At 35.9% G+C, this 23,414-nt stretch carries 26 protein-coding genes; 23 read left to right on the top strand and 3 right to left on the bottom strand.

The genetic code is table 11. The features are described 5' to 3' along the window. Positions 1 to 16: 16 nt before the first annotated feature. From alaS to AC4PG8_RS00940, 4 genes are all read left to right on the top strand, one after another. Complete coding sequence (gene alaS, locus AC4PG8_RS00925) at positions 17 to 2,656, top strand: alanine--tRNA ligase (RefSeq protein ID WP_045554185.1); 2,640 nt, start codon at positions 17 to 19, stop codon at positions 2,654 to 2,656. A 92-nt stretch (positions 2,657 to 2,748) separates the two neighbouring features. Next, a complete protein-coding gene (reoM, locus tag AC4PG8_RS00930) occupies positions 2,749 to 3,021 on the top strand; it encodes an IreB family regulatory phosphoprotein ReoM (protein ID WP_003719797.1) in 273 nt (90 codons plus the stop codon). Beyond that, positions 3,018 to 3,434 carry a Holliday junction resolvase RuvX gene (gene ruvX / locus AC4PG8_RS00935; RefSeq protein WP_185539882.1) on the top strand — a complete coding sequence of 139 codons (417 nt, stop codon included), beginning with the start codon at positions 3,018 to 3,020 and terminating at the stop codon, positions 3,432 to 3,434. Before reoM ends, ruvX begins: the two co-directional genes overlap by 4 nt. 15 nt (positions 3,435 to 3,449) lie before the next feature. Then, positions 3,450 to 3,752 carry a DUF1292 domain-containing protein gene (locus tag AC4PG8_RS00940; protein ID WP_003722010.1) on the top strand — a complete coding sequence of 101 codons (303 nt, stop codon included), beginning with the start codon at positions 3,450 to 3,452 and terminating at the stop codon, positions 3,750 to 3,752. A gap of 44 nt (positions 3,753 to 3,796) precedes the next feature. Here the strand turns inward: AC4PG8_RS00940 and AC4PG8_RS00945 are convergent, their stop codons facing one another. After that, entirely contained in the window at positions 3,797 to 4,423 is a 627-nt protein-coding gene (locus AC4PG8_RS00945) for a DedA family protein (RefSeq protein ID WP_010991582.1), read from the bottom strand. A 202-nt stretch (positions 4,424 to 4,625) separates the two neighbouring features. Here AC4PG8_RS00945 and mltG point away from each other — a divergent pair, with 202 nt between their 5' ends. The 6 genes from mltG (at position 4,626) to AC4PG8_RS00975 (ending at position 9,160) form a co-directional block, all read left to right on the top strand. Next, on the top strand, positions 4,626 to 5,696 hold the full coding sequence (mltG, locus tag AC4PG8_RS00950; RefSeq protein WP_003762348.1) for an endolytic transglycosylase MltG: 1,071 nt from the start codon (positions 4,626 to 4,628) through the stop codon (positions 5,694 to 5,696). Positions 5,697 to 5,772: 76 nt separating this feature from the next. Further along, positions 5,773 to 6,426 (top strand): O-methyltransferase, encoded by a 654-nt coding sequence (locus AC4PG8_RS00955; protein WP_003771906.1) that lies wholly within the window; start codon positions 5,773 to 5,775, stop codon positions 6,424 to 6,426. Then, positions 6,423 to 7,052: a uridine kinase gene (gene udk, locus AC4PG8_RS00960; RefSeq protein ID WP_003762345.1), complete on the top strand. Its 630-nt coding sequence runs from the start codon at positions 6,423 to 6,425 to the stop codon at positions 7,050 to 7,052. The genes AC4PG8_RS00955 and udk overlap by 4 nt, the downstream gene beginning before the upstream one ends. Positions 7,053 to 7,245: 193 nt before the next feature. After that, positions 7,246 to 7,728: a transcription elongation factor GreA gene (gene greA, locus AC4PG8_RS00965; protein WP_003722004.1), complete on the top strand. Its 483-nt coding sequence runs from the start codon at positions 7,246 to 7,248 to the stop codon at positions 7,726 to 7,728. Positions 7,729 to 7,775: 47 nt separating this feature from the next. After that, positions 7,776 to 8,408, top strand: coding sequence for a YrrS family protein (locus AC4PG8_RS00970; protein WP_160463831.1), 633 nt, complete (start codon positions 7,776 to 7,778; stop codon positions 8,406 to 8,408). Positions 8,409 to 8,458: 50 nt separating this feature from the next. Further along, positions 8,459 to 9,160, top strand: a complete 702-nt coding sequence (locus tag AC4PG8_RS00975; RefSeq protein ID WP_033533013.1) for a 5'-methylthioadenosine/adenosylhomocysteine nucleosidase — start codon at positions 8,459 to 8,461, stop codon at positions 9,158 to 9,160. Between the two features lie 32 nt (positions 9,161 to 9,192). Here the strand turns inward: AC4PG8_RS00975 and AC4PG8_RS00980 are convergent, their stop codons facing one another. Further along, positions 9,193 to 11,001, bottom strand: coding sequence for a M3 family oligoendopeptidase (locus AC4PG8_RS00980; RefSeq protein ID WP_185549670.1), 1,809 nt, complete (start codon positions 10,999 to 11,001; stop codon positions 9,193 to 9,195). Between the two features lie 163 nt (positions 11,002 to 11,164). On the opposite strand from AC4PG8_RS00980, the gene AC4PG8_RS00985 reads away from it, so the two are divergent. The 12 genes from AC4PG8_RS00985 (at position 11,165) to holA (ending at position 20,906) form a co-directional block, all read left to right on the top strand. Then, positions 11,165 to 11,686 carry a YqeG family HAD IIIA-type phosphatase gene (locus AC4PG8_RS00985; RefSeq protein ID WP_003762335.1) on the top strand — a complete coding sequence of 174 codons (522 nt, stop codon included), beginning with the start codon at positions 11,165 to 11,167 and terminating at the stop codon, positions 11,684 to 11,686. Continuing rightward, entirely contained in the window at positions 11,683 to 12,783 is a 1,101-nt protein-coding gene (gene yqeH / locus AC4PG8_RS00990) for a ribosome biogenesis GTPase YqeH (protein WP_185539886.1), read from the top strand. Before AC4PG8_RS00985 ends, yqeH begins: the two co-directional genes overlap by 4 nt. Positions 12,784 to 12,802: 19 nt before the next feature. After that, entirely contained in the window at positions 12,803 to 13,624 is an 822-nt protein-coding gene (gene aroE / locus AC4PG8_RS00995; RefSeq protein WP_492169935.1) for a shikimate dehydrogenase, read from the top strand. Further along, a complete protein-coding gene (gene yhbY / locus AC4PG8_RS01000; protein WP_003771899.1) occupies positions 13,624 to 13,914 on the top strand; it encodes a ribosome assembly RNA-binding protein YhbY in 291 nt (96 codons plus the stop codon). The genes aroE and yhbY overlap by 1 nt, the downstream gene beginning before the upstream one ends. A gap of 18 nt (positions 13,915 to 13,932) precedes the next feature. Continuing rightward, positions 13,933 to 14,499 carry a nicotinate-nucleotide adenylyltransferase gene (locus AC4PG8_RS01005; protein ID WP_003762326.1) on the top strand — a complete coding sequence of 189 codons (567 nt, stop codon included), beginning with the start codon at positions 13,933 to 13,935 and terminating at the stop codon, positions 14,497 to 14,499. Beyond that, positions 14,486 to 15,061 (top strand): bis(5'-nucleosyl)-tetraphosphatase (symmetrical) YqeK, encoded by a 576-nt coding sequence (yqeK, locus tag AC4PG8_RS01010; RefSeq protein WP_185539888.1) that lies wholly within the window; start codon positions 14,486 to 14,488, stop codon positions 15,059 to 15,061. Before AC4PG8_RS01005 ends, yqeK begins: the two co-directional genes overlap by 14 nt. Before the next feature lie 4 nt (positions 15,062 to 15,065). Further along, positions 15,066 to 15,422, top strand: coding sequence for a ribosome silencing factor (gene rsfS, locus AC4PG8_RS01015; protein ID WP_003721994.1), 357 nt, complete (start codon positions 15,066 to 15,068; stop codon positions 15,420 to 15,422). Between the two features lie 59 nt (positions 15,423 to 15,481). Further along, on the top strand, positions 15,482 to 16,213 hold the full coding sequence (locus tag AC4PG8_RS01020) for a class I SAM-dependent DNA methyltransferase (RefSeq protein WP_185539890.1): 732 nt from the start codon (positions 15,482 to 15,484) through the stop codon (positions 16,211 to 16,213). A gap of 102 nt (positions 16,214 to 16,315) precedes the next feature. Beyond that, entirely contained in the window at positions 16,316 to 16,918 is a 603-nt protein-coding gene (locus tag AC4PG8_RS01025) for a helix-hairpin-helix domain-containing protein (protein ID WP_033533018.1), read from the top strand. Between the two features lie 71 nt (positions 16,919 to 16,989). Further along, the gene (locus AC4PG8_RS01030) at positions 16,990 to 17,550 is read left to right on the top strand and encodes a ComE operon protein 2 (RefSeq protein WP_003762318.1); all 561 of its coding nucleotides are present in this window, start codon (positions 16,990 to 16,992) and stop codon (positions 17,548 to 17,550) included. Positions 17,551 to 17,584: 34 nt separating this feature from the next. Then, complete coding sequence (locus tag AC4PG8_RS01035; RefSeq protein ID WP_492170200.1) at positions 17,585 to 19,807, top strand: DNA internalization-related competence protein ComEC/Rec2; 2,223 nt, start codon at positions 17,585 to 17,587, stop codon at positions 19,805 to 19,807. A gap of 67 nt (positions 19,808 to 19,874) precedes the next feature. Then, positions 19,875 to 20,906, top strand: a complete 1,032-nt coding sequence (gene holA / locus AC4PG8_RS01040; RefSeq protein ID WP_492169936.1) for a DNA polymerase III subunit delta — start codon at positions 19,875 to 19,877, stop codon at positions 20,904 to 20,906. A gap of 84 nt (positions 20,907 to 20,990) precedes the next feature. Here the strand turns inward: holA and rpsT are convergent, their stop codons facing one another. Beyond that, the gene (gene rpsT / locus AC4PG8_RS01045; RefSeq protein WP_003726526.1) at positions 20,991 to 21,245 is read right to left on the bottom strand and encodes a 30S ribosomal protein S20; all 255 of its coding nucleotides are present in this window, start codon (positions 21,243 to 21,245) and stop codon (positions 20,991 to 20,993) included. 244 nt (positions 21,246 to 21,489) lie between these two features. On the opposite strand from rpsT, the gene lepA reads away from it, so the two are divergent. Next, a complete protein-coding gene (gene lepA / locus AC4PG8_RS01050; RefSeq protein ID WP_003766925.1) occupies positions 21,490 to 23,316 on the top strand; it encodes a translation elongation factor 4 in 1,827 nt (608 codons plus the stop codon). The last annotated feature ends 98 nt before the right edge of the window (positions 23,317 to 23,414 follow it).

The following is a 23,414-nucleotide window of genomic DNA, read 5'->3' on the forward strand; positions in this document are numbered from 1 at the left end:
AAGGAGGAAATAAAAAATGAAACAATTATCAAGCGCAGAAGTAAGACAGCTATTTTTAGATTTCTTTAAAGAAAAAGGGCATACAATCGAACCTAGTGCACCACTTGTACCAAACAACGATCCAACGATTCTTTGGATTAATAGTGGTGTAGCAACAATGAAAAAATACTTTGATGGTTCGGTTATTCCGGATAATCCAAGAATGGCTAATGCACAAAAATCAATCCGTACGAATGACATTGAAAACGTAGGTAAAACAGCCCGTCACCATACTTTCTTTGAAATGCTAGGAAACTTTTCGATTGGTGATTACTTTAAAGAAGGCGCAATTCTTTTTGCTTGGGAATTTCTAACAAGTCCTAAATGGATTGGCTTTGATCCTGATAAATTATATGTCACTGTTTATCCTGAAGACGAAGAAGCGAAAACTTTATGGCGCGAAAAAATCGGCTTAAGTGAAGATCATATCGTCGAAATTGAAGATAATTTCTGGGATATCGGTATTGGACCAAGTGGCCCGGACAGCGAAATTTTCTATGATCGCGGACCTGCTTTTGGAGATGACGAAAGTGACCCAGAATTATATCCTGGTGGCGAAAATGAACGTTACTTAGAAATTTGGAACCTTGTATTTTCTCAGTTTAACCATAATCCAGATGGAACATACACACCACTTCCTAAACAAAACATTGATACCGGGATGGGTCTAGAACGCATGGTTTCTATTATCCAAGACGCGCCAACGAACTTTGAAACAGATTTATTTATGCCGATTATTCGTGAAGTAGAACAAATTTCTGGCGTGAAATACGGTCACAAACAAGAAAATGATGTTGCGTTTAAAGTAATCGCTGACCATATTCGTACCGTGGCATTTGCAATTGGCGATGGCGCATTGCCATCCAACGAAGGACGTGGATACATTTTGCGTCGTTTACTTCGCCGTGCAGTTCGTTACGCAAAAGTACTTACAATCAATGAACCATTTATGTACAAATTAGTACCAGTCGTTGGTAAAATCATGAATAGTTTCTATCCAGAAGTAGAAAATCAAACAGACTTTATTCAAAAAGTAATTCGTACGGAAGAAGAACGATTCCACGAAACATTAAATGAAGGTCTAGCAATCCTTGAAACGATCCTTAAAAATGCCAAAGAAACAAACGAACAAACTATTAAAGGCGCAGATATCTTCAAATTATATGATACATTTGGTTTCCCAGTAGAATTAACGGAAGAATACGCAGAAGACCATGGCTTAAAAGTCGATCATGCTGGATTTGAAGCTGAAATGAAAGAACAACGCGACCGTGCTCGTTCCGCCAGAGCAGACGTGAAATCAATGCAAGTTCAGGGCGAACTGCTAGCTAATTTAACAGATAAAAGTGAATTCGTTGGCTATAATACAACAGAACATGTTTCTGAAATATTGTATTTAATTCAAGATGATACGCTTGTTGATGAAGTAGCTTCTGGAAGTGAGGCACAAGTTATTTTCAAAGAAACACCATTTTATGCAGAAAGCGGCGGACAAGTTGCTGATAAAGGAACGATAGAAAGTGAAACAGGAGTTGCTTACGTAGAAGATGTTCAAAAAGCTCCTAATAAACAAAACTTACATCGTATTTCTGTAAAAGAAGGCGTATTAAAAACAGGCGACACAGTGAAACTTGCTGTTGACAAAGTAAAACGTCGTGAAACAATCAAAAATCATACAGCAACCCATCTTTTACATCGTGCACTCAAAGATACATTAGGCGAACATGTTAACCAAGCAGGTTCACTCGTTTCCCCAGATCGCTTACGTTTTGACTTCTCTCATTTTGGTCAAATTACAGAAGAAGAATTAACAAAAATGGAAGAAATCGTCAATGAAAAAATTTGGGAACAAATCAATGTTATTATTGAAGAAATGCCGATTGCAGAAGCGAAAGAACTTGGAGCTATGGCCCTTTTTGGTGAAAAATATGGCGAGGTCGTTCGTGTGGTTCAAGTTGGTAAATATAGTATTGAACTTTGCGGTGGCGTTCACGTTCGTAATACAGCAGACATTGGTCTATTTAAAATCGTTTCTGAAACAGGTATCGGAGCGGGAACTCGACGTATTGAAGCAGTTACCGGAAAAGAAGCATATCGCTTTGTGACTGAGCAAGAAAATACACTAAAACAAACTGCTAACCTACTAAAAACAACTACAAAAGAAACGCCACAAAAAGTAGAGCAACTGCAAGCGGATTTACGTGAAGTAAAACGTGAAAACGAGTCATTATTAAGTAAATTAGCAAGTGCTGCCAGTGCCGATATTTTTGAATCACCAGAAGAAATCGGTGGCGTAAAAGTAATTGCTAAACAAGTAAATGCGAAAGATATGAACCAATTACGTCAGTTTGTTGATAACTGGAAAGATAAAAAAATTGGTGGCGTTCTTGTTCTAGGAGCAGTTCAAGGTGATAAAGTAAACTTGATTTCTGCAGTTTCAGAAGATGCAATCAAAGCTGGCTATCATGCTGGTAAACTTTTAAAAGAAGTTGCGACACGATGCGGCGGAAATGGTGGCGGACGTCCTGATATGGCACAAGCTGGCGGTAAAAATCCAGCTGAACTAGGAACAGCTCTTGATTATGTTTCTACATGGGTGAAAGAACAACAAGCATAAATTTTCGTTAAAGCACTTCATTTTTCTTTGTTATTTCCGTTCACATGGTGTAAAATGAATAGAGATACATGAAGGAATGAGGTGCTTCGATTATGGATTCAAAAGATCAAACAATGTTTTACAACTTCGGCGATGACTCTATTGAAGAAGATGTAAAAAAATTAATGAAACAAGTCTACGTCGCTCTTGAAGAAAAAGGCTATAATCCCGTTAATCAAATCGTTGGCTATTTACTCTCAGGTGACCCTGCCTATATACCTCGTCACAAGGATGCCCGGAGCATGATACGCCGTTTAGAACGAGATGAAATTATCGAGGAACTTGTTAAAGCGTATCTGAAAAATAACGAAATTGGTGAGAAATGAGAATAATGGGTTTAGATGTCGGCTCGAAAACAGTCGGCGTAGCGATAAGTGATCCACTTGGTTGGACCGCACAAGGTGTTGAAACCATTCAGATTGACGAGAGCAGAAAACAATTTGGCTATGACAGAGTAAAAGAGCTTGTGCTCGAATACGAAGTTGAAAAAGTCGTTGTTGGGCTACCGAAGAATATGAATAATACCATCGGGCCTCGTGCTGAAAGTTCCAAAATATATGCTGAAGTACTTGAGTCAAGAATTGGACTCCCTATTGTACTTTGGGATGAACGTTTGACCACTTCTGCCGCTGAAAGAACTTTGATCGAAGCAGACGTTTCGCGTAAAAAACGAAAAGAAGTAATTGATAAGTTAGCTGCAGTAATGATTTTACAGTCCTATTTGGACACTACTAATTAATTTGAGGTGAATTTAATGGCAGAAGAACATAACCATAATCATGAAGAAGAAAATATTATTTGGATTACAAATGAAGAAGGAAAAGAAGAAGCTTACGAAATTCTTTTTGACTTTGATTCCGAAGACTTTGACAAATCTTACGTATTATATTTCCCAGCAGGAAAAGGGGAAGACGAAGAAATCGAAATTCTTGCATCTAGTTACATTCAAGATGAAGAAGGTAAACAAGGTCAACTTAAACCTGTTGAAACAGACGAAGAGTGGGATATGATTGAAGAAATACTTGCAACTTTCCTAGCTGACGAAGACGAAGAATAATATAAAAAAAGCATGTCCTGACAAAAACTGTCAAGACATGCTTTTTATTTTGCGTTTCTAGCGCGTTTATTCCATACTTTGTAAGCAAGGTAGACAACAATTGCAACTACTAGAGCTAACATTAAATAGCTAATTGGTCGTGTATATTTTTCCACAACGCTCCAATTGGAACCTAATGAATAACCGAGCCATGTCAGAAAAATATTCCACGGAATGCAGCCTAAAATCGTATATATAACAAATTTCCAGACATTCATTTTGGCAATTCCAGCTGGTAAAGAGATAAATGTTCGGATAACTGGCAAAACACGGCCGAAAAATACAGCTCTTGCGCCGTATCGACCAAACCATAATTCTGCTTTATCCAAGTGCTTCACATTTAAGAATATATACTTTCCGAATTTCAATACTAAAGCTCTACCACCGAATTTACCAATGTAGTAAGCAATCAGTGAACCAACTAAGTTACCAGCGATACCAGCAAATACAACGAGCCAGAAATTCAGTTTCCCAGCTTCCGCCATAAATCCGCCAAACAGCATGATAACTTCACTTGGAAGCGGAATGCAGACACTTTCGATAAGCATTCCGAGGAAAATTCCCCAGTGTCCAAGTGAGTCTACTAACCACATCGTGAAATCTTGCAAACTTTGTATTAACGTATGTAACATCCAAAAGACTCCTTCAATCTTTATTTAATTGGCAGAAGCAAGTCCTTGACCGATTCTGTCTTGTTCGTTTAATCACGCTGTTTATTATACCGAAAAAACATAAAAACGTCACTTTTTAAGAAAATTTTCCGTATTGAATAGCATTTTTTTTAGATAATCGGTATAATAGATAGGAATTGTTTTCAATGAAATGAGGTCTATAATGAAGAATACAAAAGGTAAGAAAATTACAATTATTATTTCTATTATCATTCTAATTTTAGTAATCGCAACTTTTGCAGGGTATTATTATGTGAAGTCACAGCTAGAGCCAAGAGATGAAGCAAGCAAAGAGAAGATCGCTGTTGAAATTCCAGCAGGATCTAGTATTTCAGATATATCTACTATTTTAGAAGATAAAAAAGTCATTAATAACGCTTCTATTTTCTCTTTTTATGTAAAATACAATAATGATACGAATTTAAAAGCTGGGAATTATGAATTCACGCAAGCTATGAACACAGATCAAATCGTGAAGAAAATGCAAGAAGGAAAGACTGTCGCACCGGCAAAACTAGTCATTCCAGAAGGATATACACTCGATCAAATTGCTGATAGAATCGTCGCTTATCAACCTAAATTAAAAAAAGCCGATGTTCTTAAAATAATGGATGATCCAGAGTTTGTTGCTTCTATTATTAAAGCATTCCCAGAAACTGTCACAAATGATGTTTTGAATAAATCTATAAAACATCCGTTAGAAGGCTATTTATATCCAGCGACATATACTTTTAAAGGCTCGGATGTATCAGCTGAAACGATAATTAAAGAAATGGTGAAAGCAACAGACGTTAATATTGCTAAATACCGAGACGAACTAACGAAACAAAAAATGTCCGTGCATAAATTCCTAACAATGTCTTCCATCATTGAAAAAGAAGCAACTGCTGATGTGGATCGCAAAATGATTGCTAGCGTTTTTTATAATCGTTTAGCAAAAGATATGCGTTTACAAACCGATCCTACTGTTCTTTATGCGCTTGGTGAACATAAAAGCAAAACAACCTATAAAGATTTAGAAGTAGATTCGCCGTATAACACATACAAAAACAATGGACTGCCACCAGGACCGATTTCTAATAGCGGTGACACATCTATGGAAGCAGCTCTTTACCCAGAAAAAAGTGATTATCTATACTTTTTAGCGAATACGAAAACTGGTAAAGTTTATTTCTCTAAAACATTAGAAGAGCACAATAAACTAAAAGAAGAGCATATTACGAAAAATAATTAAAATGAACCACTTGTCAGAAACGTGTATTGCATGTTTTTGGCAGGTGCTTTGTTTGTTAAAATGAGGGGATTTAGCAGTGAATGATATAATTCATGATTATTTATTAAAACATATTCCAAAGAGCACGCCTTTTTTTGAAGAATTAGAAGTATACGCAAAGGAACATGAAGTGCCGATTATGGAGCCAGATTCGTTACATTGTTTATTGCAAATTTTAGATATTCAAAAGCCGGAACGTATTTTAGAACTTGGAACAGCAATCGGATACTCTGCTTTAAAAATGGCAGATAAACTTCCAAAAACGGAAATTATCACAGTCGAACGTGATGAAGAACGATATAAAGAAGCTTTACATAATATAGAGCGTTACGGGGCTTCTGACAGAATAAAAGTCTTGCTTACTGATGCAATTGAAGGTTCAGAAGAAATTTTGACGTATGGTCCGTTTGATGCCATATTTATTGATGCTGCCAAAGCACAATATGAAAAGTTTTTCCATATTTATACAGATTCCCTTGCTCCAGATGGTGTGATTTATAGTGATAATGTTCTTTTCAAAGGACTTGCGCTTGATATGTCACCAGAAAAACAGCGTAAACTTCGAGTTGCTCGTAAAATGCGCCATTTTAATGATTTTTTAGTGACGCATCCTGATTTTGATACTACAACTATTCCACTCGGAGATGGTTTATCTATTTCAAAAAGAAAGAAAACTGGAGGCATATCATGACAAAAAAACCAATCGTAGTCGGTGTAACTGGTGGTTCAGGTTCAGGAAAAACCAGTGTAACTAAAGCAATTTGTGATCATTTTAGCGGGCATTCTATTTTAATGATTGCGCAAGATGTCTACTATCATGATCAAGCAGATATTAGTTTTGAAGAGCGTTTAAAAGTAAACTACGATCATCCGTTAGCATTTGATACGGACTTACTTATTTCCCATATAGCAGCACTACGCCGTTATGAAACAATAGAAAAACCAATTTACGATTATGAAAAATATACGCGGAAACAAGAAGTAGAAATTCAAGAACCTAGAGAAGTAATTATTTTAGAAGGTATTTTAATCTTAGAAGATAAGCGATTACGCGACTTGATGGATATTAAAGTATATGTTGATACAGATGACGATATTCGTTTTATTCGTAGGTTATTAAGAGACATGAAAGAGCGAGGTCGAACGATGGATTCTGTTATCGATCAATATCTTTCTGTAGTAAAACCAATGCATAACGAATTTATTGAACCAACGAAAAAATTTGCCGATATAATTATTCCAGAAGGTGGAGAAAATCATGTGGCAATTGATTTGATGACAACAAAAATTGAATCAATCTTGCAAAAACATGTATAAGTAACAGGTAACACTTGTCAAACAGATTAATTTAAGGTAAAATTTTCCTAGTAAAAAGAGAGACAATTGCTTGCTATTTCTAGCGTGGCATGTTAATCTTTCTCACGAGTAGTAATGTTTTTTTATGAAGGTGCGGAGCGATATCTCCGTGCTTTTCTATACAATAATGAACAAACAAAAGGAGCGAAAACGATTGGCGACAGAAAAAGTATTTCCAATGACCCTAGATGGGAAAGCAAAATTAGAAAATGAATTACAAGAACTTAAGACAGTAAAACGGAAAGAAGTAGTAGAACGGATTAAAATTGCCCGTAGCTTTGGTGATTTATCTGAGAACTCCGAGTATGATTCCGCAAAAGACGAACAAGCTTTTGTTGAAGGTCGTATCACTACTATTGAAAATATGATTCGTAATGCTCAAATCATTGATGCAGCAGAAGCTCATAATGGTTTAGTAACACTTGGAAACACCGTTACATTTATTGAATTACCAGACGGAGAAGAAGAAACATACACGATTGTAGGGAGCGCAGAAGCTGATCCTTTTGAAGGTAAGATTTCTAACGATTCTCCAATTGCTAAAGGTTTACTTGGTCATAAAGAAGGGGAAGAAGTAACTATCCAAACCCCTGCTGGTGACATGAGTGTTAAGATCGAAAAAATCACTGCATCTTAATTTTATCTGTTTTTATACAGCGGTTACTTATAAGGTGGTGAAAGCAAATGGCAGATAATCGACAATCAAATAACCGTCGCATTAAACAAAACTTAGTCGAAGGATCTCGCTCAAGACAAAATACAAAACGAAAAAAAACGAATCTAGTTTTAAATCTTTTAATTATCGTGGTAAGCTTACTTATCATTGGTAGTCTATATTTTGTACTGTTTAAAACAGAAAGCGATCCAACTCAGCAAGAAAACAAAACGGCATCTTCCAATGCGAAAAAAGAAGATGCCGCTAAATCAAATAAAACTTCCGAAAAAAAATCGACTTCTTCGGATGAAAAAACAACAGAAACGACTAAAAGCGATGATCCTAATGTGGCAAAAGTTATTACAAAAGGCTGGAAACCAATTGGAACTGAGCAAACTGGTGATCATGTGAATTCCTACAGCTCTACAAGTGTAGACTGGCAAGAAAAACGCAAAGCTTTTTCAGCAGCGACAGATATCCCAATCTCAAATACATCACTTTGGTTTGTAGAGCAAGGGGCTGACCCTGCTACTCAAGCAATTGGTACACTTTCTACTAAAGCAAATCCTGATAAAGCTTACCGTGTTTATATTACATGGGTAGACGGTGAAGGATGGCAACCAACAAAAGTAGAAGAGCTAAAAACAAACGACAAAAGATAAAAGCACAGAAGTTAGTTGTTAACGACTGTGCTTTTTTTGGAGGTTACATAATGACAATAGGCATTATTGGAGCAATGGAAGAAGAAGTTGAACTGTTAAAAAACACCATGCCCAGCACAGAAGAAGTAATTATCGGCGGAGCAAAATTTTACATTGGTGAAATTGCTGGTAAAGAAGTTGTGCTTTTAGAATCAGGTATAGGGAAAGTTAATGCTGCCCTTGGTACCACACTTCTAGCAGACCGTTTTAAACCAGAAATTATTATTAACACTGGTTCAGCTGGAGGTATAGGTGAAGGCTTAGCAATTGGCGATGTCATTATATCTGATCGCTTAGCATATGGTGATGTTGATGTTACTGAGTTTGGTTATACATATGGCCAAGTTCCACGTATGCCAGCATTTTATCAAGGCGATGCTGTTCTTTTGAAAAAAGCAGAGACTATTTATCGTGATTATTTTGCAGATAGTGAAAATAAAGCAGTATATGGTCTTGTAATTACAAATGATTCATTTATTATGCGTCCAGATCAACATGAAATTATTCGAACATTTTTCCCGGATGTTAAAGCTGTGGAAATGGAAGCTGCTGCCATTGCGCAAGTAGCCTATCAATTTGATATTCCATTTCTTATCATCCGAGCTATATCGGATTTAGCCAATCAAGAGGCGACAATGTCTTTTGATGAGTTTATTCATTTAGCTGCAAAACAATCAGCTACTTGTATCATCGAATTATTAAAAACAATATAAAAAATCCAGGAGAGAGATTCTCCTGGATTTTTTTATTTTACGTATTCTTCCGTTAAAGTTAGGAAATCTTCTACATCTTTAGCGGCTAGGGCAACTGCTTCTTCCCAGAAATCAGCTTTACGCAAGTCGACTCCAAGATGTTTTTCTGCAAGTTGTTCTGTTGTCATCGAACCCGTATCTTTTAGAAGCGCAATATATTTATCTTCGTAGCTAGCACCTTCCGCTTGTGCTTTGTGATAAATACCAAGCGAGAATAAGTAACCAAAAGTATATGGGAAATTGTAAAATGGTACATCAGCAATATAAAAATGTAGTTTAGAAGCCCAAAATTGTGGATGATATTCATCTAAAGCATCTAAGTAAGCTTCACGTTGCGCTTCCTCCATTAAAGAATTAAGTCTATCAACTGACACTACACCTTGTTTGCGTGCTTCATAAAAATTGCATTCAAAAATAAATCTAGCATGAATATTCATAAAGAAAGCAATACTACGACCAATTTTATCTTCTAGTAAGGTGATTTTTTCTTCTTTTGTTTTGGCATCTTTTACAGAAGCATCGGCAATAATCATTTCAGCAAAAGTAGAAGCAGTTTCCGCAACATTCATTGCGTAATCAGTGTTTTCAAATGGCTCTTCCCGAATAACATGAGAGTGGAAGGCGTGTCCGAGTTCATGTGCAAGAGTTGCCACAGTACCAGGAGCTCCGTCATATGTCATGAAAATCCGGCTTTCTTTTTCGACCGGGAAATCCGTGCAAAAGCCACCAGGACGTTTATTATCACGATCTTCTGCTTCAATCCAACCTTTTTCGAAAGCGGATTTCGCGAAGTTTGCCATTTTCGGGCTGAATTTATTAAATTGTTCGATGATAAAATCTGCGCCTTCTTGATAAGTATATTTTTTTGGTTCGCTTGAGAATACAAGAGGAGCTTCGACATCATAAAAGCTTAATTTTTCAAGCCCAAGCAATTGAGCTTTTCTATCTAAGAATCGGACAAAAGTCGGCTTGTTCGTTTGAATGACGTTCCACATAGATTTTAATGTTTGTTCATCCAAACGATTAATAGCAAGTGGTTCTTCTAAAATATTATCCCATTTACGAATATCATATGTAGCTAAACGGAAACCTGATAAATGATTTAGAGTATCGCTAAATAGACGAGATTCTTCTTGCCAAACACGAGTATATTCTTTGAAAACTGCCTGACGGACTGCGCGATCAGGGTGATTTAATAAGTTCAGAGCTTGTCCAGCAGATACGGACTTTTCTTCCCCGTCAGTAGTAATGTGCATCCGTAGTTTACCAACGATTGTATCATAATGGTCAGACCAACCACGATAACCATCAACAGCTAAAGAATTAATCGCGGCTTCTTGTTCTTTACTGCCTTTTTTACGACGTTTTGTACGAGCTTCACTTAAAATAAAACTAATTTGTGACAAACCATTTTGCTGCATTAGTTCATCCCAAACACGGTCAGATATTTGAGCAAATTTGTCATGCCATTCATCTTCTGCCGTCGATAGGGTAGCCACATATTGATAAATTAACGCAGAAAGTTCATTTGCACGAGTATCATTAACATCGGCTGAAGCAAGACATTCTAAAAAAGAACCAGCAGTTAATAAAACTTTTGAGATGTCCGCATTTTGATTAACCAATAGTAGAAATTCTACTGAAGCTTCGACGTTTTCGGGAACTTCCCACTCAGCTACATTCACGACAAAGCTATCCAAATCAGCTTTTACCTCTTGAAGTGTTTGCTGTAATTCTTCAGAACCACTACCGCCAACATATATATTTTCTAAATCCCAAGTTAATGCATAATCTTTTGACATTCGTCTACCTCCTTAAAAAAATAACATTTCCTTTCATATTATAGCATTTTTCTAAGGTTTTTTTGTAAAATAAGCAGAAAGATGGTAAAATTTATAGATTATTAGTCTAATTGAATGTATGATAGAATAGACTGTACTAAATAAAAGAATGAGGTGCCAATACGTGTTAAAGCAATTCTCACCAGATAAAATGTTGAATACTCCATTTGGAATAACAGCAGATCAGCTTCGTAAAATGGGAAAGACTACTATTTTAACTGATCTCGATAATACGCTGCTTGCTTGGGATCAACTAGATGCAACGGATGAAGTAATCAACTGGTTTACTATATTGAAAGAAGAAGGAATCAAAGTTATGATTTTTTCTAACAATAATGAAGAACGAGTTGCTCGTGTGGCAAAAGCAATTGATGTCCCTTATTTAGCGCGGGCAAAAAAACCCTTAGGCGCTAATTTTCGCTGGGCACTAAAAGAAATGAACGCAACACCAGAAGAAACTGTGATGATTGGTGATCAAATTATGACAGATATATTCGGTGGTAATCGTCAAAAATTAACAACTATTTTTGTTCGTCCTGTAAAACAAACAGACGGTATGGCGACAAAATTAAATCGAATGATGGAAAGTATTATTTTAAAACGGTTAGCAAAGAAAAACCAAATTAAGTGGGAGGAATCACTTTGACAGAAGAAATAAGATGTATTGGTTGTGGGGCCATTATTCAAACAGAAGATCCTGATAAAATCGGCTATGCTCCTAAGTCATCGCTAAATAATGAACAAGTTATTTGTAAAAGATGTTTTCGTCTAAAGCATTACAATGAAATTCAAGATGTGGCGCTAACAGACGATGATTTTTTACGTATTTTAAATCAAATTAGTTCGAAGCAAGCTTTAATCGTCTATGTAGTAGATATTTTTGATTTTGATGGCAGTTGGTTGCCTGGACTTCCTCGTTTTGCAGGAAACAACCCGGTATTACTTGTCGGAAACAAAGAAGACGTTTTACCAAAATCATTAAAACGTGATAAATTAACTCGCTGGATGAGAACTCGTGCAAAAGAACAAGGTTTGGCGGCAACAGATGTTGTTTTAGTCAGCGCTGAAAAAGGGCACGGTTTTGATACTCTTTTAGAAAAGATAGAAGAATTACGAAATGGACAAGATGTGTATGTTGTTGGTTGTACAAATGTTGGTAAATCAACGCTTATCAATCGTATCATCAAACAAGCTTCAGGTGAAAACAATGTGATTACTACGTCGCAATTCCCTGGAACAACACTTGATAAAATCGAAATTCCGCTTGCTGATGGCAATGTACTTGTTGACACACCTGGAATTATAAATCACCATCAAATGGCGCATTTTATCGATACAACAACTTTAAAAGCTATCACACCTAAAAAAGAAGTAAAACCTGCCGTCTTCCAATTAAATGAAGAACAAACTCTATTTTTAGGCGCGCTTGCTCGTTTAGATTACGTGTCAGGTGGAAGAAAATCATTAGTTGTCTATGTATCTAATAATTTACCAATTCACCGAACAAAATTAGAAAAAGCAGATGCATTATATGAAAAACAAGCCGGTTTTGTTCTTCAACCTCCAACAGAAGAAGGGATGAAGACACTTCCTAAGCTCGTACCGTATACCTTTATCGTGAAAGATAAAGCGGATATTGTGTTTTCTGGACTTGGATGGGTGACAATACCTGAAGGCGGCGCAAAAGTCACTGCTTGGGTTCCTGAAGGCGTTAGCGCAACAATCCGGACATCACTCGTGTAAAACTAAGGAGGCCTGGCATTTGGAAAAATATGTTGTTATCGGAAATCCTATTCGTCACTCGTTATCACCAGCTATGCAAAATCGGATTTTCCAAGAACTTGGAATGAACGCGGAGTATAACTCTGTTTTGATAGAAGAAGATACTTTTGAGGTAGAAATAAAAAAATTAATGGATTCTGGAGTGCGCGGATTTAATATCACGACACCATTTAAAGAGCGTATTTTACCATTTTTAGATGAATTAGAGGATTTGGCAGCAGCATCAGGCGCGGTGAATACAGTGCTTAGAAAAGATGGCAAGTGGTATGGATTCAATACAGATGGCAAAGGTTATTTAGAAGGATTAGAAGAAATTCGTTCGATTACAAAAGACGATTCTATTTTAATCACAGGCGCAGGTGGAGCTAGTAAAGCAATTTATCTTGCACTTAAAAGCCATACTGAGGCGAAAATAACCGTTGCCAATCGAACAACAGAAAAAGCGATAGAAATGACGAAAGATAATGATAATCATCATGCCATGACACTAGAACAAGCTGAAAAAGAACTGGCTGATTTTACAATTATTATCCAAACTACTTCTATCGGTCTAGAAGCTTCTAAGAATAAAAGCCCAATTTCTCTTTCTAATTTAACAAAAGGAACAATTTGTTCTGATATTATTTATAATCCAGCCGAAACAGCCTTTTTAAAAGAAGCAAAGAAAAATGGGGCTATTACACAAAATGGCTTACCAATGTTTGTTAATCAAGGGGCACTAGCCTTTGAAATATGGACTGGCATCAAGCCAGAGCGATCACTGATGAAAGAAGCAGTACTCGAACAATTAGGAGGAAACTAATGTTAACAGCTACACAAAAACGTTTTTTAAGAAAAGAAGCACACACGATTCAACCAATTTTCCAAGTAGGAAAGGGAAGCGTGTCACCAAATTTAATTATCCAAGTTAAAGAAGCACTTGAAGCTAGAGAATTAATTAAAATCTCCATTTTGCAAAATTGCGAGGAAGACAAACAAACAGTTGCTGAGAAAATTAGCACACGTGCAGGAGCAGACATCGTTCAAGTTATTGGCAGAACGATTATCCTATACAAACAATCCGTAAATAAGCAACAAATTAAGTTGCCTTAAATTTGGAGGAAACCTGTCATGAAACATAAAGTCGGTATCTTAGGCGGCACATTTGATCCACCACATTTAGCGCACCTCCATATGGCAGAAGAAGCAAAAGCGCAACTCGGTCTTGAAAAAATCCTTTTTCTCCCCAATAAAGTTCCTCCACATAAACAGATTAGTGGTATGGCTTCAAATGAGGAACGAGTGGAAATGCTTCAATTGATGATAGAAGATAGGGATTCTTTTGAAATTGACACTCGCGAGCTTATGCGAACTGGAAAGTCCTATACGTATGATACAATGCGTGATATGATAAGCGAACAGCCAGATACGGATTTTTATTTTATTATCGGCGGGGACATGGTAGAATATTTGCCAAAGTGGTATCATATAGATGACTTAGTAAAAATGGTGACATTCGTTGGGGTTAACCGCCCACTATATCAAAAAGAAGTTCCGTACGATATTGTTAAAATCAATATGCCGGAAACAGCTATTTCTTCAACTGAAATTAGAAATGATATTGAACACGCAGAAGCCTTTTTACCAGAAAAAGTATGGTCATATATAAAGGAGCATCAACTTTATGGAAAGAAATGAAGTGCTAAAAAAAGTAGAAGAAGCTATGCCAACTGCAAGATACAAACACACTTTAGGCGTTGAAAAAGCAGCAATAGAACTCGCAGAACATTATCATATGGATGTAGAAAAGGCGAGAATAACCGCCCTGTTACATGATTATGCGAAATACTATGAAGATGATAAAGCGAGAAAAATCATTGAAGACGAGGGATTTGATCCACGTTTATTACAGTTTCATCGCTCGCTTTGGCACGCTCCAGTTGGCGCATATTTAGCAGAAAAAGAGTTTGGTATTACTGATCCAGAAATCTTGGAAGCTATTCGTCTTCATACGACAGGAAGCGGAGCGATGTCCGATTTCGATAAACTCATCTATTTAGCAGATTATACGGAACCCGGAAGAACATTTCCTGGTGTATATAAAGCACGCAGACTAGCACTGAAATCACTTGATGCAGCAATGTTGTTTGCTTTATCCAATACAATAACGTATTTGATTAAAAAGCAACAATCGGTTTTTCCAGATACACTGGATGCCTATAATTATTTTGTTAATTTAAATTTGGAAGGAGACTATTAATAATTTGAACAGTTATGATACATTAATGCTGACCGCAAAGGCAGCAGACGATAAAAGAGCAGAGGATATTTTAGCACTAGACATGAAGGGGTTATCAAGTTTCGCGGATTATTTTGTTATCTGCCATGGTAATTCAGACAAACAAGTCCAAGCAATTGCTCGTGAAATTAAAGAAAAAGCGCTTGAAAACCAAGTAGATGTAAAACGTTTAGAAGGCTTTGATGCGGCTCAGTGGATTTTAATCGATTTAGGAGATGTTATTATCCATGTATTCCACAAAGAAGAGCGTTCTTACTATAATTTAGAAAAACTATGGGGAGACGCGCCACTTGTGGACGTTTCTGCTGCGTTTATTTCTTAATAACTAACAAAAAACAGGCGGGTAAAAAATCCGTCTGTTTTTTTAAGGAGAAATCGATAATGAGTTATGAATATTTTCCGGGATTCTATGATAGACTCATGGATTCTGAGCTTTATGATGAATGGTTGGAGTTTTCAGCGGACTTTATTGGTGAAACATCAAAAAAAGTACTCGATTTAGCATGCGGTACAGCTGAATTCGCTCTACGATTAAGCTTTTTAGGGCATCAAGTTACTGGTGTGGATTTGTCGAAAGAGATGGTAGCAGTTGCTAAAGAAAAAGTCGCAGCAGCTGAAATAAATCTACCAATTCTAGAGCAAGACATGTCAAAGTTAGCTTTAAATCAAAGCTTCGATGTCATTACATGTTTCTGTGATTCTCTTAATTATTTAGAAACCGAACAAGCACTTGAGAATACTATTAAAGCGGTATCTGCTCACTTAAAACAAAATGGCTTATTTTTATTTGATGTACATTCTGTATTTAAAATAGATCAAGGCTTTAAAGATTATTCTTATGGTGATAGCGATGAGGAAATTTCGATAATTTGGAATTCGTTTCCTGGTGAATATCCCCATTCAGTCGAACATGAACTAACCTTTTACATTTTAGGAGAGGATAACACGTATAATCGGGTCGATGAATTACATAAAGAAAGGACCTATCCAATCACCACATATAAAGAATTATTAAAAAAATACGGTTTTTCGAAAATTGATGTTTACGCTGATTTCAGTCATGAAAATCCAACAAATACCAGCGAAAGAATCTTTTTCGTAGCAAGAAAGTAATTTTCCAAGATTACTTTCTTTTTTTATGTGTTTTTGCTCTAAATAATCGAAAAGGAGTTTTTGGTCGTTTGGCGAATAATATAATTAAAGGCGGTGAAATGGATGATGGAACTACTGAAGAAACACAAAAACTATTTTTTAATAGGAATTGCCATTCTTTGTGCTGGAGTAATTTATATAAGTATCCCAACTTCTCAAACAGATAAGGTTACAGCAAACCAAGCGCTAAATACTGAAGAAAAACCACAAAAAGAGGAAAAAAAGAATGCTACACATATCTATATTGACATCAAAGGAGCAGTCCGAACTCCTGGTGTGTATAAATTACCAGTAGATGCCAGAGTGCAAGATGTTGTGAAAGTAGCAGGAGGACTCACAGAAGATGCGGACAACAGCAAATTAAACTTAGCCGAAAAACTAAAAGACGAAATGAGTATCTATGTTTATAAAAATGGAGAAGCAGGATCAGAGGAAGTAGTAAAAGATGATATAGAATCATCTGAAACAGACAAAAAAGTTAATATTAATAGCGCAACGAAGGTAGACTTACAACAAGTACCCGGAATTGGAGATTCAAAAGCAACAGCTATTATCGAATATCGTGAAAAAGAAGGATTGTTTCAGACAATAGAAGACTTAAAAAATGTTACTGGCATAGGCGAAAAAACAGTTGAAAAATTAAAAGAATATTTGGATGTTAATTAATAAAAGTGGTTGACGAACTTCCTTATAAACACCTATACTAATATTTATCAAATCATAAGGGAGTTTTTAATGTGCAAAGAATCGCATGGGATCAGTTTTTTATGGCGCAAAGTCATCTAATTTCATCAAGGAGCACGTGTACAAGATTAATGGTAGGTGCAACTATAGTACGTGATAAACGTATTATTGCGGGCGGATATAACGGGTCAATAGCTGGCGGAGATCACTGCGCAGAACATGGTTGTTACGTTGTTGATGGCCACTGTATCCGGACTATTCACGCAGAAATGAATGCGATTTTACAGTGTGCTAAATTTGGCGCTTCGACAGATAAAGCAGAATTATACGTAACACATTTCCCTTGTCTCGCTTGTACGAAATCAATCATTCAAGCAGGAATAAAGAAAGTGTATTTCGCTAAAGACTACAAAAACCACCCATACGCTTTAGAACTATTTAATATTGCTGGAGTTGAATTACAAAAAGTAGAATTTGATGAATCTGTTCTTCAAGTTAATAATTGGAATGCAGAAAAAATGCATACTTTAGTAAAAGAAGCAGCAGTGGAAGTGAATATCGAACCAGAAAAAGCAGAACAACTCTATCAAAACATTTCAAATAAATTGAATTAAATAAGGAGGGAACGTTATCGAGCGATATTTAGCTATCATTATTTTAGCTATTATCTGTACTACTTTTACAAGCTCTATCGTTCCCATATGTATTTGTTTGCTCGGCATCGTTGCTTTTATTAAAAAATCCAAAATTATTCTTCTGTTTGTCCTCGTTTATCTCCTAACTTGTTGTTTTTTACTTTTTGTGGAAAAATCAAATGTGTCTTCTTATACAGCTACTGAATTTAACGGAAATTGCCAAATAATCAATGACTTAAAAGTAGATGGTGATAGTTTCCAAGCTGTAGTACGCTGCCAGAAAGAAAAATTCCAATTGAGTTACAAAATATCAACTGAAAAAGAGCAACAAAATCTTAAAAAGCTCACTTATGGCCAATTTATTTCGGTTTCCGCTAAGTTAGAGCCCCCTCAAACAAATCGTAATCAAGCTCAATTTAATTATAAAGAGTATCTTAAAGGTAAAAACATTAACTATATATTACAAGTAAATACACTCTATATTTCTGGACAATCTGCTCCGTCCATACTAATGCGCATTCAAAATATACGTTTATTGATAATGAATCACCTAACTGAAAACATCTCTCCAAAAATAACTCCTTATCTACTAGCGTTAATCACTGGTGAGAAAAATGGCTTTTCACCTGAAATGTATGAAGTATATCAACAAATGGGCGTTGTTCATTTATTAGCTATATCAGGGCTTCATGTTAATTTATTAATCGGATCAATTTATTTTTTATTGTTAAAGCTAGGTATAACAAGGGAGCGAGTCACTATTTCTCTCCTTGTATTATTACCTTTTTACGTTATCCTCACAGGAGCAAGTCCGCCTGTAATTCGAGCAGCGACAATGACTGCTTTACTTTTGCTTTCAGAAAAATATGCTACTAAATTGAGTTCTTTTTCTGTTATTTGTATATCTTTTATCTTGTTTTTTATAATACAACCTCATGTCATTTATGAAGTGGGTTTTCAACTTTCTTATGTTGTATCTTTTGGGATAATTTTGTCATCCCGTCAAATATTAGTAAGGCAACAAAGTCCTTTTGTTAAATCATTGACTATTTCCTTTATCTCAACGATGATGTCTTCTGTTGTTATGATGTATCATTTTTACTCGTTTTCTTGGGTAGGGATTTTCTTTAACCTACTATATGTTCCACTTTTTACAATCATTGTATTACCAGGTTGTTTAGGTGTTTTTTTTCTATCTATTATTTCCCCAACATTAATGAAAATCCCTGAATATATGCTTACTTTTTTGATTCAATTAATGGAAAGTTTAACTAATCTCTTTGCAAAGATACCGCATCAAACTATTATTACTGGCAGACCAAACACTATCATGATCGTGCTAATTATCGTTACAATACTACTATTTTTTTATCAGTGGCAAAAGAAACAATTTCCAATCGGAATCTTTATTTGCTTTTGTTTATTATGTTATTTTTCTAGTTTTAATGTTACTGGCAAGATTAGTTTTATTGACGTCGGGCAAGGAGATAGCATATTAATACAATTACCGAAAAACAAAGGCAATTACCTTATAGATACTGGTGGTGAACTTCTGATGGAGAAAGAAGCTTGGACAAAAAAACGAAAACCTTTCACAATCGGTGGAAGTACTCTCACACCCGTTTTAAAATCAAAAGGAATTAGTAGTTTAGATAAAGTCATCATTACACATAGCGACGCGGATCACATGGAAGGGCTCGATGAACTGCAAAAAAATATTGCCATAAAAGAACTGATTTTTGCAAAAGGGGCAGAAAATAAAGCCATTATGAGAGAAGCTCTTAAGACTATGCCAAAAGTAAAACAAACGATTATTTTAGCCGGAGCACAGTGGCAAGTTGGTCAAAATAAATTTGAATGTTTGTATCCAAATGAAATGGGAGAAGGCGGAAACGATGATTCTATTGTTTTAAAAGCAATATTGGATAATAAGACATGGATTTTCACAGGAGATTTAGAAGCAAGCGGAGAAAAGGCGCTTTTAGATAAATCGATTAAGGCCGATATTTTAAAAGTTGGGCATCATGGAAGTAAAACGTCAACCTCTAAAGCATTCGTCAATCAAGTAAAGCCAACTTATGCAATTATTTCTTGTGGTTTAAAGAACCGTTTTGGCCATCCTCATAAAGAAACGATAGACACGTTAGAGGAAGCAGATGTAATGATTTTACGAACTGATCTACAAGGAGAAATAATCTATACATTTGGAAAGGGCTTCGAAACCACTTTGAAATAAAACTTGCTATCTCTTATTTCATGTTTTACCATAGAAAGAGAAATAAGAGTGAAGCGAGGCGAAATGAATGCTGCCAGAATGGAAACAGATACGCTCCAAAAAAATAACTCCTGTGTATTTAATCATTGGGACAGAAGATTATATTATTAACGAGACAAAGCAACTTTTAATAGATAATATTTTAGATGGGGAAGAAGTCGAGTTTAATTATGCTAATTTAGATTTAGAAGAAATGCCAATTGAAGTAGTTATTCAAGAAGCCGAAAGTATGCCGTTTTTTGGCGATAAGCGCCTAGTAATGGCAAATAATCCGATGTTCTTAACCACCGAAAAAAGTAAAAACAAAGTAGAACACGACACTGCAAAGTTAGAAGCTTATTTAAATGAGCCGGTAGACTACTCTGTATTATGTTTTGTGGCACGGGTAGAAAAATTAGATGAACGTAAAAAACTTACCAAACTACTCAAAAAAACTGCTACAGTAATAGAAGCGAAACGACCTAATGAAAATGAACTGAAGAAATGGCTTGAAGCAAAACTAAACGAGAACAATATGCATATGTCTCAAGAGGCGATTACTCGGCTTATTGAACTTACAAGTGGTCAATTAACGACAGCAATGAATGAATTACAAAAACTTATGTTGTATTGCTTTGACACTAAAGAAATCACGGTGCAGGATGTCGAATCTCTAGTCGTTCGTTCTCTCGAGCAAAATATTTTCTTATTGCTAGATAAGATGATTGCGATGGATATTGGTGGGGCACTTAGAATTTATTACGACTTGTTAAAACAAAAAGAAGAACCTATCAAGATATTAGCTTTAATTTCTAGCCAATTTCGCTTGTTAAATCAATTAAAGTTACTTGAGCAACAAGGTTATTCACAACAACAAGCTGCAACTAAATTAAAAGTACATCCGTTTCGTGTGAAATTAGCGTCTAAACAAGCAAAGAATTTCTCAGAGCTACAATTAAATCAAGCTTTAAAACGATTGGCTGAAATAGATCTTGAAATGAAAACAGGCTTCGGTGATAAAGAACAGAAGTTAGAATGGTTTTTATTTGAATTACAGGATAATCGCCAAAAAACTGTATAAAAAATAGCTTTGTCTCCTGAGGACAAAGCTATTTTAAAAACAAAAAACACCACACAAGGTGTGATGTTTTATACCTAAATGGTATTATTTAGCTAATTTAGCAGCTAAGCGAGATTTGTTGCGAGCAGCATTGTTTTTGTGAATCAATCCTTTGCTCACAGCGCTATCTAATTTTTTCGATGCTTCTACGTAAAGATCTTTCGCGTTGTCCGCGTTGTTTGCAGCTGCTTCATCAAATTTTTTGATAGCAGTACGCATTGCAGAACGTTGAGATGCATTACGGCTGTTGCGAGTTTCAGCAGTTTTTACACGTTTAATTGCAGATTTAATATTTGGCATTCCATTCACCTCCGTCCAAACTAATGAGGTAGTATTTATTTCATATAACATACCTTTTTAAATTATATCAGAACAAATGCTATTATACCGAAAACACAGCCATATTGCAATAATACTTTCTATTTTATTTTAAATTTATCCGTAATTAATAAAGAAGTCATTGAATGTTAAGCGTTCTACTGATATAATCAAGGATAGCTTGCCATCGGATTTATGCGATGAGTTCTAATCAGGAGCTGGGGAAATGAACAAAGAAGAAATGAATGCAAGACAAAAGAAAATTAGAAACTTTTCGATTATCGCGCACATAGATCATGGTAAATCTACACTCGCTGATCGGATTTTAGAACAAACAGGTGCTTTGACGCATCGTGAAATGAAAAATCAGCTACTAGATTCGATGGATTTAGAACGTGAACGCGGGATAACCATAAAATTAAATGCTGTACAATTAAAATATAAAGCAAAAGACGGAGAAACGTATATCTTTCATTTGATCGATACACCGGGACACGTCGATTTCACTTATGAAGTATCTAGAAGTTTAGCCGCATGTGAAGGTGCTATTTTAGTAGTAGACGCTGCGCAAGGTATCGAAGCGCAAACACTGGCAAACGTTTATTTAGCTCTAGATAATGATTTAGAAATTTTACCTGTAATTAATAAGATTGATTTGCCAGCAGCAGATCCAGAAAGAGTTCGTGCTGAAATTGAAGATGTTATTGGCTTGGATGCATCAGATGCTGTCCTTGCTTCTGCAAAATCAGGCATCGGGATTGAAGACATCCTTGAACAAATAGTTGAAAAAGTACCAGAACCATCTGGTGACGTAGATAAACCACTTAAAGCACTTATTTTTGACTCTGTTTTTGATGCATATCGTGGTGTAATAGCTAATATCCGTATTATGGATGGCGTTGTAAAAGCTGGCGACAGAATTAAAATGATGTCAAACGGCAAAGAGTTTGAAGTTACAGAAGTTGGTGTTTTCTCTCCAAAAGCAACACCACGTGATGAGCTCCTTGTTGGTGACGTTGGTTACTTAACAGCTGCAATCAAAAATGTTGGAGATACTCGAGTGGGTGATACAATTACACTCGCGAACAATCCTGCTGAAGAAGCTCTTGACGGATACCGCAAATTAAATCCAATGGTTTATTGCGGACTTTATCCAATTGACTCTTCCAAATATAACGATTTGCGTGATGCACTTGAAAAATTAGAACTCAATGATTCAGCTTTACAATTTGAAGCAGAGACTTCTCAAGCATTAGGTTTTGGATTCCGTTGTGGATTTTTAGGTCTACTACACATGGAAATTATTCAAGAAAGAATTGAGCGCGAATTTAATATCGATTTAATTACTACGGCCCCAAGTGTTATTTACCACGTGAATTTAACAGATGGATCTAATATTGTGGTCGATAACCCAGCTGATATGCCTGAACCTGGCGTAATTGAAAGCGTGGAAGAACCATACGTTAAAGCAACTGTCATGGTTCCAAATGATTATGTTGGTGCGGTAATGGAACTTGCACAAAACAAACGGGGGAACTTCATTACGATGGAGTACTTGGATGATATTCGCGTTAGTATTGTGTACGAAATCCCACTATCTGAAATAGTATACGACTTCTTCGACCAATTAAAATCATCTACAAAAGGCTATGCGTCCTTTGATTATGAATTAATTGGCTATAAAGCTTCTAAACTTGTGAAAATGGATATTCTTTTAAATGCAGAAAAAGTGGATGCACTTAGCTTTATCGTTCACCGTGATTTTGCCTACGAGCGTGGAAAAATCATTGTGGAGAAATTAAAAGAACTTATTCCAAGACAACAATTTGAAGTACCTATTCAAGCAGCAATTGCAACAAAAATTGTTTCTCGTTCCACTATTAAAGCTCTACGTAAAAACGTACTTGCTAAATGTTATGGTGGGGACGTATCGCGTAAACGAAAACTCTTAGAGAAACAAAAAGAAGGTAAAAAACGAATGAAACAAATCGGTTCCGTTGAAGTACCGCAAGAAGCTTTCATGGCAATCTTGAAAATGGACGAATCGAAATAATAACAAAGATTGTGCTAAGAGCGAATATGTTCATAGCACAATCTTTTTATGTTAAAAGCGAAACCTCCACATATGCACTAAAAAATATGTTAAACTGA

The organism is Listeria sp. MAN/IMW/UF555 (assembly GCF_058684075.1).